Genomic DNA, 15952 nt, shown 5'->3' on the forward strand with positions numbered 1-15952 from the left:
CCAACAGATAATTATCTAATTTTCACATTTTCAAATTATCTAATTGCCACATTCTCTAATTAATCTTACTTTTGCAATCATGATAAAATGGATAACAAAACTGTTTTCATCAATACCAAAGGAAGAGAGCACAGAAGACAATATGAAAAAATACTTAATTGTAGGATTAGGAAATATAGGCGCCGAATACGTAAACACGAGACACAATATCGGATTTAAAGTACTAGACTTTTTAGCTAAAAAAGAAAGTCTTTCATTTGAAACCGTAAAATTGGGCGCTTTGGCAGAATATAAATTTAAAGGAAGAACTTTTTTTCTTTTAAAGCCAAACACTTATATGAACCTGAGCGGAAAAGCAGTGAAATATTGGATGGATAAAGAAAATATTCCGTTAGAGAATGTTTTAGTAATTACAGACGATTTAAATCTTTCATTCGGAACAATCCGAATCAAGCCAAAGGGAAGCGACGGAGGTCATAACGGACTTAAAAACATCAATTTGGTTTTAAATACACAAAACTATACTCGTTTTAGATTCGGAATCAGCGATCAATTCAAAAAAGGCCAACAAGTTGATTATGTTTTAGGAGAATGGAACGATGAAGAAAATTCGAAATTGCCTGAAAGATTAGAAATTTCATCTGAAATCATAAAATCTTTTGGAACTGCCGGTTTAGAAAATACAATGACAGCTTTCAACGGAAAGTAAATATTTTCAGGTGTTTAACGTTTAAAAAAACAATTTATCGATTAATTTAATTGAATTATAACTAAATAGTATTTTCAATTCCAAAGTTAAATGTCTAAATTTGGAATAAATTATTATAAACAATAAAAATCCTAATATCATGGCTTTTGAATTACCACAATTACCTTATGCATATGATGCATTAGAACCACATATTGATGCACGTACAATGGAAATCCATCATACAAAGCACCACAATGCATACACTACAAATCTTAATGCAGCTATCGCTGGAACAGATTTAGAAGGAAAAACAATCGAAAATATCTTGATCAACTTAGATAAATCAAATGCAGCAGTTCGTAACAATGGTGGAGGTTTCTACAACCACAACTTATTCTGGACTGTAATGTCTCCAAACGGAGGAGGATTGCCAACAGGTGATTTGTTAGCTGCAATTGAGTCTTCTTTCGGATCTTTCGAAGAATTTAAAGCAAAATTTGCTAAAGCTGGAGCAACTCAATTTGGTTCTGGATGGGCTTGGTTAACAGTTCAAAAAGGAGGGAAATTAGAAGTTGTAGGTACTCCAAATCAAGATAATCCATTAATGCCAGAAGTTGCTGGTCACGGTGGAACTCCAATCTTAGGAATGGACGTTTGGGAGCACGCTTACTACTTGAACTACCAAAACAGAAGACCAGATTATATCGAAGCTTTCTTTAGCGTAATCAACTGGACAGAAGTTGCAAGAAGATTTGCTTTAGATAAATAAGAAAATAGAGCATAGAAAATAGAAAAAAGACGAGTGCCAAAAGGTGCTCGTCTTTTTTTATGGTCATTTTTTAAAAGTCTTTATTCTATGCTCTATTTTCTTTTCTCTAAAAAAAAAAAAAGAAATAAAAAAGGCGGAATCTCTTCCGCCTTTTTTGCCCCAAATCTACCATAAACTTAACCTACTAATGTTATGGTTCAGTAAATGTATGATGACAATATTTTAAAAAAAACTTTTTTAGACGAATGGCAAATATATCCGATGAAGTAAAAAAGAAGGTAGTATTAAGTATTAAGATTAGAGTATTAAGAAAATTGTGTAGGCTAGAATATTAAAAAAAGAATTGCTTAGTTAATCGTTCGTCTGTTTTTAACTTATCTTCTTAATACTTCAATCTTAATTCTCTTTCTAAAAAAAAGAAAATAAAAAAGGCGGAATCTCTTCCGCCTTTTTTGCCCCAAATCTACCATAAACTTAACCTACTAATGTTATGGTTCAGTAAATGTATGGCGACTATATTTTATAAAAAAACTTTTTAGATGAATGGTCAATATTTTCGACGAAGTGATTCTAATAAGTTGTTTTGTAAATACTTATCCGAATAAAATAAAAAAGGTGGAATTGCTTCCACCCTTTTTGCCCCAAATCTACCATAAACTTAACCTACTAATGTTATGGTATTCCAAAAGTATTGTAGCTTTTCATTTTTACCAAAGAAATAGGATGAACGGCAAAAATAATCGATGAAATGCACAAATTAACTTTTCATTAATAGTTTTTAGTAAGCTCTAGCGTCTTTTCCTTCGTAAAAATTCATGAATGCACGATTCACAACACGGTTTCCTCCAGGAGTTGGATAATCTCCTGTAAAGTACCAATCTCCTAAATTTTTAGGACATGCTTTGTGTAAATCATCTACGGTTTGGAAAATGATTTTTACTTCGGCATTAATTTCTGGAGAGCTTAACATTTCAGCTATTTTTTCTGAAATCTCCTCATCTGTAAATTGATCGTATATTGCGGTAACATAATTAACGACATCTTTATCTGCGAAATTTTCTTGTGCTTTACATTTAGCATAAACTTCATCTACAATATGGTACAAGTTTCTTTCTTTTAATAAAGCAAGAGCGGCTCTAAAAGCAACCAGACCTTCTAGTTTTGCCATATCAATTCCGTAACAATCCGGGTAACGGATTTGTGGTGCCGATGAAACAATTACGATACGTTTTGGTTTCAAACGATCCATCATTTTAATGATACTCATTTTTAATGTAGTACCACGAACAATACTGTCGTCGATAATAACCAAGTTGTCTTCTGGTTTAATTACACCATACGTAACGTCGTAAACGTGAGCGACCAAATCATCACGGCTGCTGTCTTCAGTGATAAAAGTTCTAAGTTTAGCGTCTTTAATCGCTACTTTTTCTGTACGTATTTTGACAGACAAAAGCTCCTGAAGTGTTTCTGCAGTTAATGTATTTCTATTTTCTAGAATATAATTGTTTTTTCTTTGGTTTAAGAAATCCTGAGCAGCTTCAACTAAACCATAAAAAGAAGTTTCGGCTGTATTTGGAATATAAGAGAAAACAGTGTTGTCTGTATCGCTGTCAATCGCTTTAAGAACCGCAGGTAAAATTAATTTTCCTAAATCTTTACGTTCTTGGTAGATTTCAGCATCACTTCCTCTTGAGAAATAGATTCTTTCAAAAGAACAAGCCTTTTTAACGGTTGGTTCCAAGATTTGGTTCATAGAAACTTTTCCGTTTTTCTTGATAATCAACGCGTTTCCTGGATCGATTTCTTGAACGCTTTCAAAAGGAACATTGAATACCGTTTGAATAACTGGTCTTTCAGAAGCTACAACTACTACTTCATCATCTTGATAAAAATAAGCTGGACGAATTCCTGCTGGATCTCTAAAAACAAAAGCGTCACCATGACCTAATAAACCAGCCATTGCATAACCGCCATCTAAGTTTTTAGCTGAACGAGCTAGAATTTTAGCAATATCCAAACGCTCTGCAATTACCGGAGAAGCTTCTCTTTTTGAATAACCTTCAGCTTTACAGTCTTGGTACAATTGCATAACTTCTTTGTCTAAGAAGTGACCAATTTTTTCCATTACTGTTACAGTATCCGCCATTTCTTTTGGATGCTGTCCTAATTCAACAAGATTTTCGAAAAGTTCTTTAACATTTGTCATGTTGAAGTTTCCTGCCAAAATCAAGTTACGGTGCATCCAGTTGCTTTGACGCAAGAATGGGTGCACACTTTCAATGCTGTTTTTTCCGAAAGTTCCATAACGAACGTGACCTAAAAACAATTCTCCTACATAAGGAATGTTTGCTTTTAGTTCTTTCATATTGTCTCCCAATTCAGGATGCGCTTTTAGTTCTTCACTAACGCGCTCATTGATTTGTTTGAAAACATCTTGTATTGGTTGAGCATGATTAGAACGAACTCTGCTGATGTAGCGCTGTCCAGGTTCAACATCCAATTTAATGCTTGCAAAACCAGCTCCGTCTTGTCCGCGGTTGTGCTGTTTTTCCATCATTAAATACATCTTCTGGATTCCGTAGAAAGCAGTTCCGTATTTTTCTTTATAATATTCAAGCGGTTTTAGTAGTCTAACTAAGGCTATACCACATTCGTGTTTTAAAGCGTCGCTCATTGTTTTTTTGTTATTTGTGTGTTGTTGTAAGTTGTGTGTATTAACGTAATAAAAAAAGCCCCGTTTTATCCGAGGCTCTTAGGCATTATATTTCTATGTCAAACTGAGTTAACGACTTAAATTGTTGTAATCGAATCGCTACTTCGGCTTTGCTTAAATTTTCCATCCTTTCAGTTCCAAATTTCTCTACGCAGAACGAAGCTAAATTTGAACCGTAAATAATTGCATTTTTCATGTTTCCAAAAGAAATGTTTTCACTCTGTGCAATAAATCCAGAGAAACCACCTGCAAAAGTGTCTCCTGCTCCTGTTGGGTCAAAAACATCTTCTAATGGTAAAGCTGGTGCAAAGAAAACTTCTCTGTTGTGGAATAAAAGTGCGCCATGTTCTCCTTTTTTGATTACCACATATTTTGGTCCCATGTCTTGGATTTTAGCAGCAGCTTTTACTAATGAATATTCTCCAGAAAGTTGTCTTGCTTCTTCGTCATTGATTGTAATAACATCTACACGTTTGATAACGTCTAATAATTCCGGAAGAGCGCAGTCCATCCAAAAGTTCATAGTGTCTAAAACTACTAATTTTGGTTTTTTCTCCATTTGATCTAAAACACTACTTTGAACCAATGGATGTAAGTTTCCTAACATTACAACATCAGCATCTTTGTAGTTTTGAGGAACTTTTGGCTGAAAATCAGCTAAAACGTTCAACTCCGTTACAAGAGTGTCTCTAGAATTTAAATCGTTGTGGTATAAACCGCTCCAGAAAAAAGTCTTTCCTCCTTTTACAATTTCGATACCAGAGATATCAATATTTTTTGAAGTTAAAAGATCTAAATGTTCTTGAGGGAAATCGTCGCCAACTACAGAAACAATGGCCGATTGCAAGTTAAAAAATGACGCTGATAATCCGATGTAGGTTGCAGCACCACCTAAAATTTTATCTGTTTTTCCGAAAGGAGTTTCAATCGCGTCGAAAGCAACTGTTCCAACAATCAATAGTTTATTCATTTTATGAATTTCGAATTAGGGTGCAAAGATACTTCATAAGTTACAATATTGCAACGGTTTGGGTTCTCAAAATTTTCTTAAAAAAACGACACCAATTTCGGACTGAAAATACTGTAAATGAATCGGTTAAAATCTGTTTTTTATGAGGTTCAAAATAGATTTTTCAGAATTAATCTGCAACTTTTTCGAAAATAACTGCGAATATTTTACAGCTAATTATTTTGTATAAGTTTCTTATATGTGGAAAGTCTTTTTCTCCTCATTTAAAGAGTCAAGAATTGTAGTGGAGTTATTTTTATTTTTTTACTTATTATGCGTCGCCTTATTTTATATTTTTTATCCATCTGATCGCATCCTTCATGGGTTCCTCAGATTTGGAAAATGCTGTATTGTGCCCCAAGTTTGGAAATAATTTATATTCATAAGGTTTTCCTGTAGATTTTAATTTATCTAGATATTCGATTGATAGCTTCACAGGAACTTGAATATCTTTACCACCAAAAATCCACAATCCCGGAATTGACAATTTAGAAAGAACATCTTTAGGATTCGTATCGATAAACTCGTATCTGTCTGGGTCATTGAATATATGTTTTCGGGCATCTTCTTCGGAATGCGCATCCCAAAAATTTTTATCTCCATTGGTGTAAAACTGGAATCTCAATTGTTCTTTAACCGTTATAAGAGCTCCGCTAAATAGGGTCATAAATTTAACTTTCTTATTTTTCTCTGCCGCTAATGGAATGATCCATCCTGCTTGACTTCCGCCTATTAAACCGATTGATATTTTATTATTTGATAAAGATTTAGATAAAGCATTTATGGCAGCGCTTGCATCTAAAGACAAAAGAGTTAGATTGGCGAAATCAACATTGTTTGTTCCTACTTCAGGTCCTGCATACACACCTCCGGATTCTCCAACTCCGCGTTTGTCATACGTCAAAACTGCAATTCCGTTGTTGGCTAGAGTTGTAGCAAATTCGATCATTCTTTTTTCTTGTCCAGATCCATGAACAATCACAACAGCAGCTTGTATGTTGTTAGGCGTAAAAACAGTTCCAGCGAGTGAAATTCCTTCGCTAACAAATTTTATTTCTTTAGTGGTAAAGTTTGATGGAGTTGCTACTGTAGAATTAGTTACAAAAAACAAGAATATTAAAAGCAAAGATGCCTTCGTTTTAAAATTTTGTAGCGATAGACTATTTTTGATTTTACTTCTTTTCATTTCTTTTAAAACGGTGTTACAACTGATACTTCTTATCAAAATAATTTTTTAAAACGCCAATTTGAATCAGCATCATAATAGGAACAATCAAAAAGGCATACAAAATGTTTTTTGAAATATGGATTCCCGAAAAGATTGCTGCGATTTTGTCAGTGTATGTTTTGTCAATTTCTAAATTAGTTTCTGCTCCCGAAAAAAGAAAATTGTAAACAATCAAAAGGACTGTCACAGTTCCAATAAAAATCCACATTGATGTTGAAATCAAAGGTTTGTAAGGTTTTATTTTTGCTTTATCGGCAACAAGAATTTGCGACATCAAGTTTGAAGTAAAGTCGGCTGATGGCGATTGCAAAGTGTTTTCGCTCATCATTTTATCAATAAGATTTTCTAGGTTTTTATCGCTCTCTTTCATAATATTCTACTATTTCGGGTTCCAACTGCGTTTTTAAAATGGTGGCTAATTTTTGTCGGCTTCTAAATAATTTCACTTTGACATTGTTAGCATTTATATTCATGATTTTTCCAATTTCTTCTAAGCTTTGATCTTCAAAATAAAAAAGCGTCAACAAAAAATTATCATCACTTGGTAATAATTTTAAGCATTTTTGAATGGCCTGCTTTCGTTCAATGTCTTCTAAAGCACTCAAAGCATTTTCCATGGTTTTGACTAAATGCGATGAAAATTCATCTATGGAAATGTTTAAATCTTCTTTTTTGTTTTTCTTTAAACGATCTAAGCAGGTATTGTAAGATATTTTATAAATCCAGGTTGAAAATTTAGAATCGCCTTTAAACTTGCTCAACGAATTAAATGCTTTTATAAAAGTATCTTGCGCGGCTTCCTCAGCTTCTTCTCGGTTTTTGACCATTTTGAGCGACAATGTAAAAATCATATCCTTATAACGATCGACAAGCACGGCAAACAAATTTGTTTCGCCCTGCAGGATTCTGTCGATATAATGTTGATCATTTAAAGTGCTCATATTGTATAGGACGACGGTTTGTTTGTTTAGGTTACAAGAAAATTGAAATAATTTTCAATTTTATAAAATTCCAAATTCCAATGTTGGATCAGTTGGAACTTTGTCAAAGTTGGGAATGCAAAAAAAAAAAACATACTCAAAATTAACTGATTATCAGTAAGTTTTGGAATTTGGAATTTGTTTTTTGAAATTTTTTGCAAAAAGCTGTAACCTCGATTTAAAAGGTGTCGTCCTATGGAGTATCAATCAATTAAAAAAACATAAAATCATGGGACCACAAGTATTAGTACCTCTTAGCCTTTTTGCAATGATCTTTGGGATCGTTTATCTAATTTATTCAACAAGAAATAGAGAGCGTTTGGCTCTTATAGAAAAAGGTGTTGATGCCAGTATATTTTTAAAAGGAGCTGAAAAAGGAGCTCCAGCTTGGAAAATATTTGTTATAAATTCTGCTTTTCTTTTAATCGGGATTGGTATAGGAATGTATATTGCTCTGTTCATTACAACTTATACTGATATGAATTCAGATGTTGTTTATCCAGCAACAATCATTACAATGTCTGGAGTTGGTTTGCTTGTTGGATTCAATAGAGCCAAAGATTTGGATAAAGAATAAGTAAGAGTTTAAGTTAGTGCAAAAAACGCATCAATAATTTGATGCGTTTTTTTATTCTTTAGATCCAATGGTTTCATAATATTCATCAACAGAAAGTTTCGGTTGCATTGACGCCATTACAGCCAATTGGTCACAGCGCTCATTTTGCGGATGATTGTTATGGCCTTTTATCCATTTAAAATCTACTTGATGTTTTCGGTAGGATATTAAAAAACGTTTCCATAAATCGGGATTTTTGCGTCCGACAAATTTCTTCTTTTCCCAACCCAAAACCCATTTTTTTTCGACAGAATCAACGACATATTTAGAATCGGAAATTACTAAAACCTTCATATTCGGTTTTTTTAGTTTTTCTAAGCCAACAATTACAGCAAGAAGTTCCATTCTGTTGTTAGTGGTTAAACGAAAACCTTCGTAGAATTCTTTTTTATGTGGAGTTCCAACCAATTCCATCACGACCCCATAACCTCCATTTCCTGGATTTCCTTTTGCGGCGCCATCTGTATATATATGTACTTCGTGATTCATTTAATTTTAGATTTCAGATTTTAGATTTCAGAATGATCTAAAATTGATTTTTGTAATTGATTTTTGAATTTGATTTTATTCTTCTAATATTCTATGAATAATCTCAGGAAAATGTTTTTGTTCCAATTCATGAATTTTTTCTGCTACTGTTTCCGGTGTATCTTCGTCTGTTAATGCTACATTGGCTTGGAAGATAATACCGCCTTCATCATAATTTTCATTTACATAATGAATAGAGATTCCTGTTTCTTTTTCCTTATTGTTAACTATAGCTCTGTGTATGTGCATTCCGTACATTCCTTTGCCTCCATAATTAGGTAAAAGCGCTGGATGAATGTTGATTATTTTATTAGGATATTTCTCGATTATATTTTCAGGGAATTTTAGCAAAAATCCGGCAAGAACTATCAGATCCGGGTCGATTTCTTGTATTTTTTGTAGTACATTTCGCTCTAAAAGTTCGTTTTTTGAGAAGATTTCAACCGGAATTTGATGATTTTTTGCTCTTTCAATCACTTTTGCCGAAGCATTATTTGTAAAGACCGAAACGACCTTTGCAATTTGAGTGTTCGAAAAATATTTTATAATGTTCTCTGCGTTAGTTCCTGATCCTGAGGCGAAAACGATAATTTTTTTCATAAAGTTGTGTGTTTTGAGAATGCAAAAAACGGAATAAAAAACGAAAATAAATAGCTTTAAAACGGCTTTCTTGAAATTAATTTTATAAATTAGTGTTACATTTATTAACTAAATCGTGGTTTTAAAATAAAGTTTTTTATTTTTGCCAACAAATTAAATTCTAAAATTAAAGATTATGTCAGACATTGCATCAAGAGTAAAAGCGATTATCGTAGACAAATTAGGTGTTGACGAAAACGAAGTTGTAACAGAAGCAAGCTTCACTAATGATTTAGGAGCTGACTCATTAGACACTGTTGAGCTTATTATGGAATTCGAAAAAGAATTTGATATTCAAATTCCAGACGATCAAGCAGAAAACATTGCTACTGTAGGTCAAGCTATTTCTTATATCGAGGAAGCAAAAAAATAATAATACCACACCCGATTTTTAAAAATTCCAAATTTAAATTTCCAAATCCCAAAGTTGGAATTTGTTTTTTGAAAAATTGGAATTTTTAAAAATCGGGTGTTATTATTTTTTTTAAAATTAAAATTCGATTGATTTTCAATCAATAAGATATATTTATATTGTAATGCCCATGGCTCTTAAGTAACATTATGTTAAGAAAGCGTGGGTTTTATTTGTTTAAAGTACAAAATACAAATTTATGGCATTAAGGCGAGTTGTTGTAACAGGATTAGGTGCACTTACTCCTATAGGGAATAATATCCAAGAATATTGGAATGCACTTGTGAATGGAGTAAGCGGAGCCGCTCCTATCACATATTATGATACAGAGAAGCATAAAACGAAATTTGCCTGCGAAGTAAAAAACTTCAATATTGAAGATTACATGGATCGCAAGGAATCTCGAAGACTAGATAAATTTGCTCAATATGCAATTGCTGCCAGTGATGAAGCTATTAAAGATGCTGGAATCACAAATGATAACGTAAACAAACAAAGAGTTGGTGTTATCTGGGGAGCAGGTATTGGCGGTTTAGAGACTTTTCAAGAAGAAGTAATGTATTATGCGAAAGGCGATGGAACCCCAAAATTCAATCCGTTTTTTATTCCAAAAATGATCGCTGATATCGCTCCTGCACATATTTCTATGCGTAATGGCTATATGGGACCAAATTATACGACAGTTTCTGCATGTGCATCATCAGCAAATGCGCTAATTGATGCTTTCAACTACATTCGTTTAGGAATGTGTGATGTTATCGTATCTGGAGGTTCTGAAGCTGCTGTTACCATTGCAGGTATGGGAGGTTTTAGCTCAATGCACGCTTTATCTACAAGAAATGAAAGTCCAGAAACAGCTTCAAGACCTTTTGACGCAACTAGAGATGGTTTCGTTTTAGGAGAAGGAGCAGGAGCTTTGGTTCTTGAAGATTATGAGCATGCAAAAGCAAGAGGTGCAAAAATCTATTGCGAAATTGGTGGTGGCGGAATGTCATCTGATGCGTACCACTTAACAGCGCCACATCCAGAAGGAATTGGAGTTATTGCCGTAATGGAAAATACTTTAAGAGATGCTGGAATGAAGCCTGAAGATGTTGATCATATCAATACTCACGGAACTTCGACTCCATTAGGAGACGTTGCGGAGTTAAAAGCAATTAGTGCAGTTTTTGGTGATCATGCTAAAAATATCAATATCAATTCAACAAAATCAATGACAGGACACTTGCTTGGTGCTGCTGGAGCTATTGAGGCAATTGCTTCAATTTTGGCAATGCAACACGGAATTGTTCCTCCAACGATTAATCATAGTGTTGTGGATGAAAAAATCGATCCATCTTTGAATCTTACCTTAAACAAACCTCAAAAAAGAGAGGTAAATGTTGCGATGAGCAACACGTTTGGATTTGGTGGACACAATGCTTGTGTATTGTTTAAAAAATTCGTTGACTAATTTTCGTATATGAATATTATCAAAAAAATATTTTCTAAATCCCGTTCTCTAGAAGACGGGATTTTTTTTGACACTATTCAGAAAATTCTTGGTTTTCCGCCTGTCAATATTGATTTTTATAGAAAAGCCTTTACACATCGTTCATCAAATAAGTTAGATGAACATGGACAACCCATAAATTACGAACGATTGGAATTTTTAGGTGATGCCATGTTAAGTGCTGTAATTGCTGCACATTTATTTAATAAAGCACCAAACGGAGACGAAGGGTATTTGACAAAAATGCGATCTAAAATAGTGAGCCGCGAACATTTGAATGAACTCGGAAAAGATTTGAATTTGGTTCGCTTTGTGGAGAGCAAAGTACCAATTCAGCATTTTGGAGAAAACATACACGGTAATATTTTCGAGTCATTAGTTGGTGCAATTTATTTAGACAAAGGATATTCTTTCTGCGAGCGTTTTATTCAAAAAAGAGTAATTACGCCTTATGTTGATATCGCCCGTTTGGAAGGAAAAGTTATCAGTTATAAAAGTTTGGTTATCGAATGGTGTCAGAAAGAAAAAAGAGTTTTTCATTACGACATTTTTGAGGATAACGGTATTGACGGTCAGCGCTTATTTGGCGTAAAACTGAGCATTGACAATAAAGTAATCGCTAGAGCGCGTGCAACTTCAAAAAAGAAGGCAGAAGAGAAAGCATCACAAAGAGCTTATTTTGCATTTCAGGAGAAAATAGACAAGAAATAGCTACAAATTTGCTGTAACTATCTTAAAGCTATAACGTTTTCGTTTATAAATTAACAAAAACAACCACGTCATAACTATTGATGCTCCGTTAGAAATAGTATATTTACAACTTGATTTTTCATGACATGGCTATTCATAGATTGGATTTAGACGAATTTGACGAAATTGATTATTATTTAATGGCAATTCATACTTCATTAGAAGATTATAGATTGGCCTATTTTATCAATAAAATCCTTCCGATAAACTTAAGTAAGAGCAAAAACGAGATTCATGCTCAGACTAAAGAAGGAGAGGCAAATTTTTCTAGATTTTATTATTATGATTCCGAAAAAGCAGTTTCATGGAATTTAATTCAGAATAAAAATGAAATCATTTCAGTGAGTACAAATGATTTCCAGAATTTGTTTTCTAATGAAACAAGCGAGGTTTCAACAACAATTCATTTACTTCCTGAATTCAAAAAAGTAGATTTTTTCCTGAAAATAGAGAATAGCGAGGAAACTCTAAATTTTTCAGAAATTCAACAACAATTAAATACCATAGAGAGTGTTGCGGCTATTTATGCCGTCGATACAAATAAAATAAAATCAAAAAACAATCTAATTTTTTAAAAAAAATGTTAACAAACAAGAAAACCAAAATTGTTGCTACACTTGGTCCCGCATGTAGTACAAGAGAGATTATCAAGGATATGATCGAGGCAGGGGTTAATGTGTTTAGAATCAATTTTTCGCATGCAGATTACGAAGGAGTAAAAGAAAAAATCGATATCATTAGAGGCTTAAATGAAGAGTTTGGTTATACAACAGCAATCCTTGGAGATTTGCAAGGACCAAAACTTAGAGTTGGAGTAATGGAAGAAGGAACAGTAGTACACGATGGAGACGAAATCACTTTTACTACTGCTGAAGATATTATCGGAACATCAAAAAGAGTGTTCATGAAATATCAAAATTTCCCAAATGATGTGAATCCGGGAGAGCGTATTTTGCTTGATGATGGTAAACTTATTTTCGAAATTGTTTCTACAGATAAAAAGACAGAAGTTGTTGCTAAAGTTATTCAAGGTGGAGAATTAAAATCTAAAAAAGGAGTTAATCTTCCAAACACAAAAATTTCTTTACCAGCTTTAACAGAAAAAGATATTGCAGATGCTATTTTTGCAATCGAACAAAAAGTAGACTGGATCGCACTTTCATTCGTGAAAACTCCACGCGATTTACAAGATTTGCAAGAGTTAATTGCAAAACATTCAGAAGTAAAAATCCCAATTATTGCTAAAATTGAAATGCCAGAAGCTCTTGAGAACATGGACAAAATTGTAGCGTATTGCGATGGTTTAATGGTTGCTCGTGGAGATCTTGGTGTTGAGCTTCCTGCTCACGAAGTTCCTTTGGTACAAAAAGATTTGATCAGAAGAGCTAAAACAGCTAGAATTCCGGTTATCGTTGCGACACAAATGATGGAAACAATGATTACAAGTTTGACTCCAACAAGAGCAGAAGTAAACGACGTTGCAAACTCTGTAATGGATGGTGCTGATGCTGTAATGTTGTCTGGAGAAACTGCAACAGGAAATTATCCAGTTCAAGTAATTCAAAAAATGGCGCAAATTTGTGAAGCTGTAGAAAACTCTCCGCTTATTCAAGTGCCTCAAAATACACCACAAATTAAAACGAAACGTTTTGTTACTAAAACAGTTTGCCACCAAGCAGCTTTATTAGCAAATGAAATCAATGCAAAAGCGATTTGTACTTTGACAAACAGCGGTTATACAGCATTCCAAATTTCAGCTTGGAGACCATCATCAGCTCACATTTTGGTATTTACTTCAAACAGAAGAATCTTAACACAATTGAATTTATTATGGGGAGTTAAATCTTTCTACTATGATAATGAAGAAAGTACAGATGATACTGTAACTGATGTAAACAAAATTGCAGTTGATAAAGGATATGCAACAAAAGGTGATTATTTGATCAACCTTGCTGCGATGCCAATTAAAGATAAAGGAATGGTGAATACCATGAGAGTTTCTGAAATAGAATAGTCATCTTTTTTAAGATATACTAAAAGCCATTCGAGAGAATGGCTTTTTTTTGTTCCTTTTTGAACATTTAATTGCATTTGTTTAATGAAAAAAATGGTATGTTTTCGAACACAAAATAATATTAGCCTTTTTTGTTCAATAAATTTTGTTAAATGCTATAACAAATAGTTGAATTTTTCTTTTTTAACGTTTCATTTTATAAAATGAAACCATCTCATGGCTTTAAAATGCAACGGACAGTTTTTTTATTAGTTAATTTTGAGTTGCTTAAATAAAAATTAAGAAAATTCTTGTTTTCAAATTCCATAAATCTTTAATTAAAGTAAAATTTGAAAACAAGGATTTTTGTTAATGGTTTTTATTGGAAAAAGCTCAAGCACTTTGTTATTTGTAAATGCGACTATTAAAACAATTATATAAATAAACTTTATTGCCATGAAACAAAGTAAACTTAGAAATGCCATAATGCTTTTTGCATTAGTATGCTTCACGGTTGTTCAGGTGAATGCTCAAAAAAAACCTAATATTTTAATACTATGGGGTGATGATATTGGAACTACCAATATTAGTGCTTACAGTGATGGAGTAATGGGTTATACAACCCCAAATATTGATCGTTTAGCTAATGAAGGACTTCGTTTTCTTCATTATTATGGGGAGCAGAGCTGTACCGCAGGACGTGCCGCTTTTTTAACAGGACAACATGGTCTTAGAACCGGACTTACAAAAGTAGGTTATCCAGGAGCGCCGATGGGAATTAGTCAGTTAGATCCTTCTATTGGAGGAATTATGAAAAGCCTTGGTTATGCTACAGGTCAGTTTGGTAAAAATCACGTTGGAGATCGCAATGAAAATCTGCCAACAGTGAATGGTTTTGATGAATTCTTTGGAAATCTGTATCACTTAAATGCAGAAGAAGAACCAGAATTGCCAGATTATCCTAAAGATCCAGAATATTTGAAAAAATTTGGACCAAGAGGAGTTTTAAAATGTACTGCAACAAATGTTGATGATGCAACAACTGACCCACGTTTTGGAAGAGTTGGAAAACAAAAAATCGAAGATACAGGAGCGCTTACTAAAAAAAGAATGGAAACCATAGATGACGAAACTTCTGCAGCAGCAATTGATTACATCAAAAGGCAAGTTGCAGCTGGAAAACCATTTTTCTGCTGGTTTAATGCTACTCGTATGCACCTTCGAACACACGTTAGAGCAGAACACAGGGGCAGATATACACATGGAGACAGTGAATATATTGACGGTATGATTGAACATGACGAAACGATCGGAAGTATTTTAAAAGCATTAGATGATCTAGGAATTGCTGACAACACTATTGTGGTTTATTCGACAGATAATGGTCCTCATATGAATACATGGCCTGATGCGGCAATGACACCATTCCGTTCAGAAAAAAACACGAACTGGGAAGGAGCTTTCCGTGTGCCTTGTATTGTGCGATGGCCAGGTGTTATTAAACCAGGAACCCTTACTAACGAATTAATGAGTCATAACGACTGGATGCCAACTCTGGCTTCAATTGCCGGTGAACCAGATTTAGTTAATAAACTTTTAAAGGGCTATTCTGCAAACGGAAAATCATACAAAGTACATTTAGATGGTTTTGATCAAAGTAATTTTTTAAGAGGCAAAACGCAAAAAAGTGCCAGAGATAAATTCTTCTATACAGATGATGATGGTCTTTTGGTTGGTCTAAGAGAAGGAGATTATAAATATGTTTTTGCAGAACAGCGCATGCAGGGAACATTGGGAGTTTGGGGTGAGCCTTTTACTAAATTGCGTTTGCAGAAAATATTCAATCTATATCAAGACCCATTTGAGAGAGCCGATATAACCTCAAATACGTACTGGGATTGGGTAATGAATCATGTTCAGATGGTGTATGGTGCTATATATGATGTTGGTGTATTTGCCCAAACATTTAAAGATTATCCACCAAGATCAATACCGCCAAGTTTCTCTGCTTATACTATTATGGAAGAAGCAATGAAAGATATCAAGGCGCAAAAGTATATTGAGCAAAACGTTCTTCCTAAGTTAAAAGAAGAAGCACAAGACGCTCCAAAAAAGAAAAAATAAAATAG

The 15952-nt window shown here is 33.7% G+C and carries 16 protein-coding genes; 9 read left to right on the forward strand and 7 right to left on the reverse strand.

Annotated features, from left to right (window positions below; all coding sequences use genetic code 11):
* Positions 1-79 precede the first annotated feature (79 nt).
* Positions 80-709: an aminoacyl-tRNA hydrolase gene (pth, locus tag SCB73_RS07445; RefSeq protein WP_320569435.1), complete on the forward strand. Its 630-nt coding sequence runs from the start codon at positions 80-82 to the stop codon at positions 707-709.
* A 139-nt stretch (positions 710-848) separates the two neighbouring features.
* On the forward strand, positions 849-1460 hold the full coding sequence (locus SCB73_RS07450; protein WP_012023214.1) for a superoxide dismutase: 612 nt from the start codon (positions 849-851) through the stop codon (positions 1458-1460).
* Positions 1461-2238: 778 nt separating this feature from the next.
* Here the strand turns inward: SCB73_RS07450 and SCB73_RS07455 are convergent.
* The 5 genes from SCB73_RS07455 to SCB73_RS07475 form a co-directional block, all read right to left on the reverse strand.
* Positions 2239-4137, reverse strand: a complete 1899-nt coding sequence (locus tag SCB73_RS07455; RefSeq protein WP_320569436.1) for an amidophosphoribosyltransferase — start codon at positions 4135-4137, stop codon at positions 2239-2241.
* Between the two features lie 85 nt (positions 4138-4222).
* Positions 4223-5146 (reverse strand): PfkB family carbohydrate kinase, encoded by a 924-nt coding sequence (locus SCB73_RS07460; protein ID WP_026727201.1) that lies wholly within the window; start codon positions 5144-5146, stop codon positions 4223-4225.
* A 322-nt stretch (positions 5147-5468) separates the two neighbouring features.
* Positions 5469-6311: an alpha/beta hydrolase family protein gene (locus SCB73_RS07465; protein ID WP_320569437.1), complete on the reverse strand. Its 843-nt coding sequence runs from the start codon at positions 6309-6311 to the stop codon at positions 5469-5471.
* 76 nt (positions 6312-6387) lie between these two features.
* The gene (locus tag SCB73_RS07470; RefSeq protein WP_320569438.1) at positions 6388-6783 is read right to left on the reverse strand and encodes a hypothetical protein; all 396 of its coding nucleotides are present in this window, start codon (positions 6781-6783) and stop codon (positions 6388-6390) included.
* Positions 6767-7354 carry an RNA polymerase sigma factor gene (locus tag SCB73_RS07475; protein ID WP_320569439.1) on the reverse strand — a complete coding sequence of 196 codons (588 nt, stop codon included), beginning with the start codon at positions 7352-7354 and terminating at the stop codon, positions 6767-6769. The genes SCB73_RS07470 and SCB73_RS07475 overlap by 17 nt, the downstream gene beginning before the upstream one ends.
* A gap of 268 nt (positions 7355-7622) precedes the next feature.
* On the opposite strand from SCB73_RS07475, the gene SCB73_RS07480 reads away from it, so the two are divergent.
* Positions 7623-7970: a DUF6249 domain-containing protein gene (locus SCB73_RS07480; protein ID WP_320569440.1), complete on the forward strand. Its 348-nt coding sequence runs from the start codon at positions 7623-7625 to the stop codon at positions 7968-7970.
* A 51-nt stretch (positions 7971-8021) separates the two neighbouring features.
* On the opposite strand, the gene rnhA is transcribed toward SCB73_RS07480, so the two are convergent.
* The gene (gene rnhA, locus SCB73_RS07485; RefSeq protein WP_320569441.1) at positions 8022-8498 is read right to left on the reverse strand and encodes a ribonuclease HI; all 477 of its coding nucleotides are present in this window, start codon (positions 8496-8498) and stop codon (positions 8022-8024) included.
* 75 nt (positions 8499-8573) lie between these two features.
* Positions 8574-9137, reverse strand: a complete 564-nt coding sequence (purN, locus tag SCB73_RS07490; RefSeq protein ID WP_320569442.1) for a phosphoribosylglycinamide formyltransferase — start codon at positions 9135-9137, stop codon at positions 8574-8576.
* Between the two features lie 175 nt (positions 9138-9312).
* Here purN and SCB73_RS07495 point away from each other — a divergent pair, with 175 nt between their 5' ends.
* The 6 genes from SCB73_RS07495 (at position 9313) to SCB73_RS07520 (ending at position 15947) form a co-directional block, all read left to right on the forward strand.
* Entirely contained in the window at positions 9313-9549 is a 237-nt protein-coding gene (locus SCB73_RS07495; RefSeq protein ID WP_007137004.1) for an acyl carrier protein, read from the forward strand.
* Between the two features lie 238 nt (positions 9550-9787).
* Positions 9788-11041: a beta-ketoacyl-ACP synthase II gene (gene fabF / locus SCB73_RS07500; RefSeq protein ID WP_320569443.1), complete on the forward strand. Its 1254-nt coding sequence runs from the start codon at positions 9788-9790 to the stop codon at positions 11039-11041.
* A 9-nt stretch (positions 11042-11050) separates the two neighbouring features.
* Entirely contained in the window at positions 11051-11791 is a 741-nt protein-coding gene (gene rnc / locus SCB73_RS07505) for a ribonuclease III (protein ID WP_320569444.1), read from the forward strand.
* A gap of 125 nt (positions 11792-11916) precedes the next feature.
* Positions 11917-12405 carry an IPExxxVDY family protein gene (locus tag SCB73_RS07510; protein ID WP_026727192.1) on the forward strand — a complete coding sequence of 163 codons (489 nt, stop codon included), beginning with the start codon at positions 11917-11919 and terminating at the stop codon, positions 12403-12405.
* 5 nt (positions 12406-12410) lie between these two features.
* A complete protein-coding gene (gene pyk / locus SCB73_RS07515) occupies positions 12411-13844 on the forward strand; it encodes a pyruvate kinase (protein WP_320569445.1) in 1434 nt (477 codons plus the stop codon).
* A 435-nt stretch (positions 13845-14279) separates the two neighbouring features.
* Positions 14280-15947: an arylsulfatase gene (locus SCB73_RS07520; RefSeq protein WP_320569446.1), complete on the forward strand. Its 1668-nt coding sequence runs from the start codon at positions 14280-14282 to the stop codon at positions 15945-15947.
* Positions 15948-15952 lie beyond the last annotated feature (5 nt).

Origin of the sequence: Flavobacterium sp. KACC 22761 (genome assembly GCF_034058155.1) — a bacterium.
Classification (GTDB): domain Bacteria; phylum Bacteroidota; class Bacteroidia; order Flavobacteriales; family Flavobacteriaceae; genus Flavobacterium.

Coding starts and splice junctions, on each gene's coding strand:
- pth (WP_320569435.1), top strand. CDS start 80: ATGATAAAATGGATAACAAAACTGTTTTCATCAATACCAAAGGAAGAG.
- SCB73_RS07450 (WP_012023214.1), top strand. CDS start 849: ATGGCTTTTGAATTACCACAATTACCTTATGCATATGATGCATTAGAA.
- SCB73_RS07455 (WP_320569436.1), bottom strand. CDS start 4,137: ATGAGCGACGCTTTAAAACACGAATGTGGTATAGCCTTAGTTAGACTA.
- SCB73_RS07460 (WP_026727201.1), bottom strand. CDS start 5,146: ATGAATAAACTATTGATTGTTGGAACAGTTGCTTTCGACGCGATTGAA.
- SCB73_RS07470 (WP_320569438.1), bottom strand. CDS start 6,783: ATGAAAGAGAGCGATAAAAACCTAGAAAATCTTATTGATAAAATGATG.
- SCB73_RS07475 (WP_320569439.1), bottom strand. CDS start 7,354: ATGAGCACTTTAAATGATCAACATTATATCGACAGAATCCTGCAGGGC.
- SCB73_RS07480 (WP_320569440.1), top strand. CDS start 7,623: ATGGGACCACAAGTATTAGTACCTCTTAGCCTTTTTGCAATGATCTTT.
- rnhA (WP_320569441.1), bottom strand. CDS start 8,498: ATGAATCACGAAGTACATATATATACAGATGGCGCCGCAAAAGGAAAT.
- purN (WP_320569442.1), bottom strand. CDS start 9,137: ATGAAAAAAATTATCGTTTTCGCCTCAGGATCAGGAACTAACGCAGAG.
- SCB73_RS07495 (WP_007137004.1), top strand. CDS start 9,313: ATGTCAGACATTGCATCAAGAGTAAAAGCGATTATCGTAGACAAATTA.
- fabF (WP_320569443.1), top strand. CDS start 9,788: ATGGCATTAAGGCGAGTTGTTGTAACAGGATTAGGTGCACTTACTCCT.
- rnc (WP_320569444.1), top strand. CDS start 11,051: ATGAATATTATCAAAAAAATATTTTCTAAATCCCGTTCTCTAGAAGAC.
- SCB73_RS07510 (WP_026727192.1), top strand. CDS start 11,917: ATGGCTATTCATAGATTGGATTTAGACGAATTTGACGAAATTGATTAT.
- pyk (WP_320569445.1), top strand. CDS start 12,411: ATGTTAACAAACAAGAAAACCAAAATTGTTGCTACACTTGGTCCCGCA.
- SCB73_RS07520 (WP_320569446.1), top strand. CDS start 14,280: ATGAAACAAAGTAAACTTAGAAATGCCATAATGCTTTTTGCATTAGTA.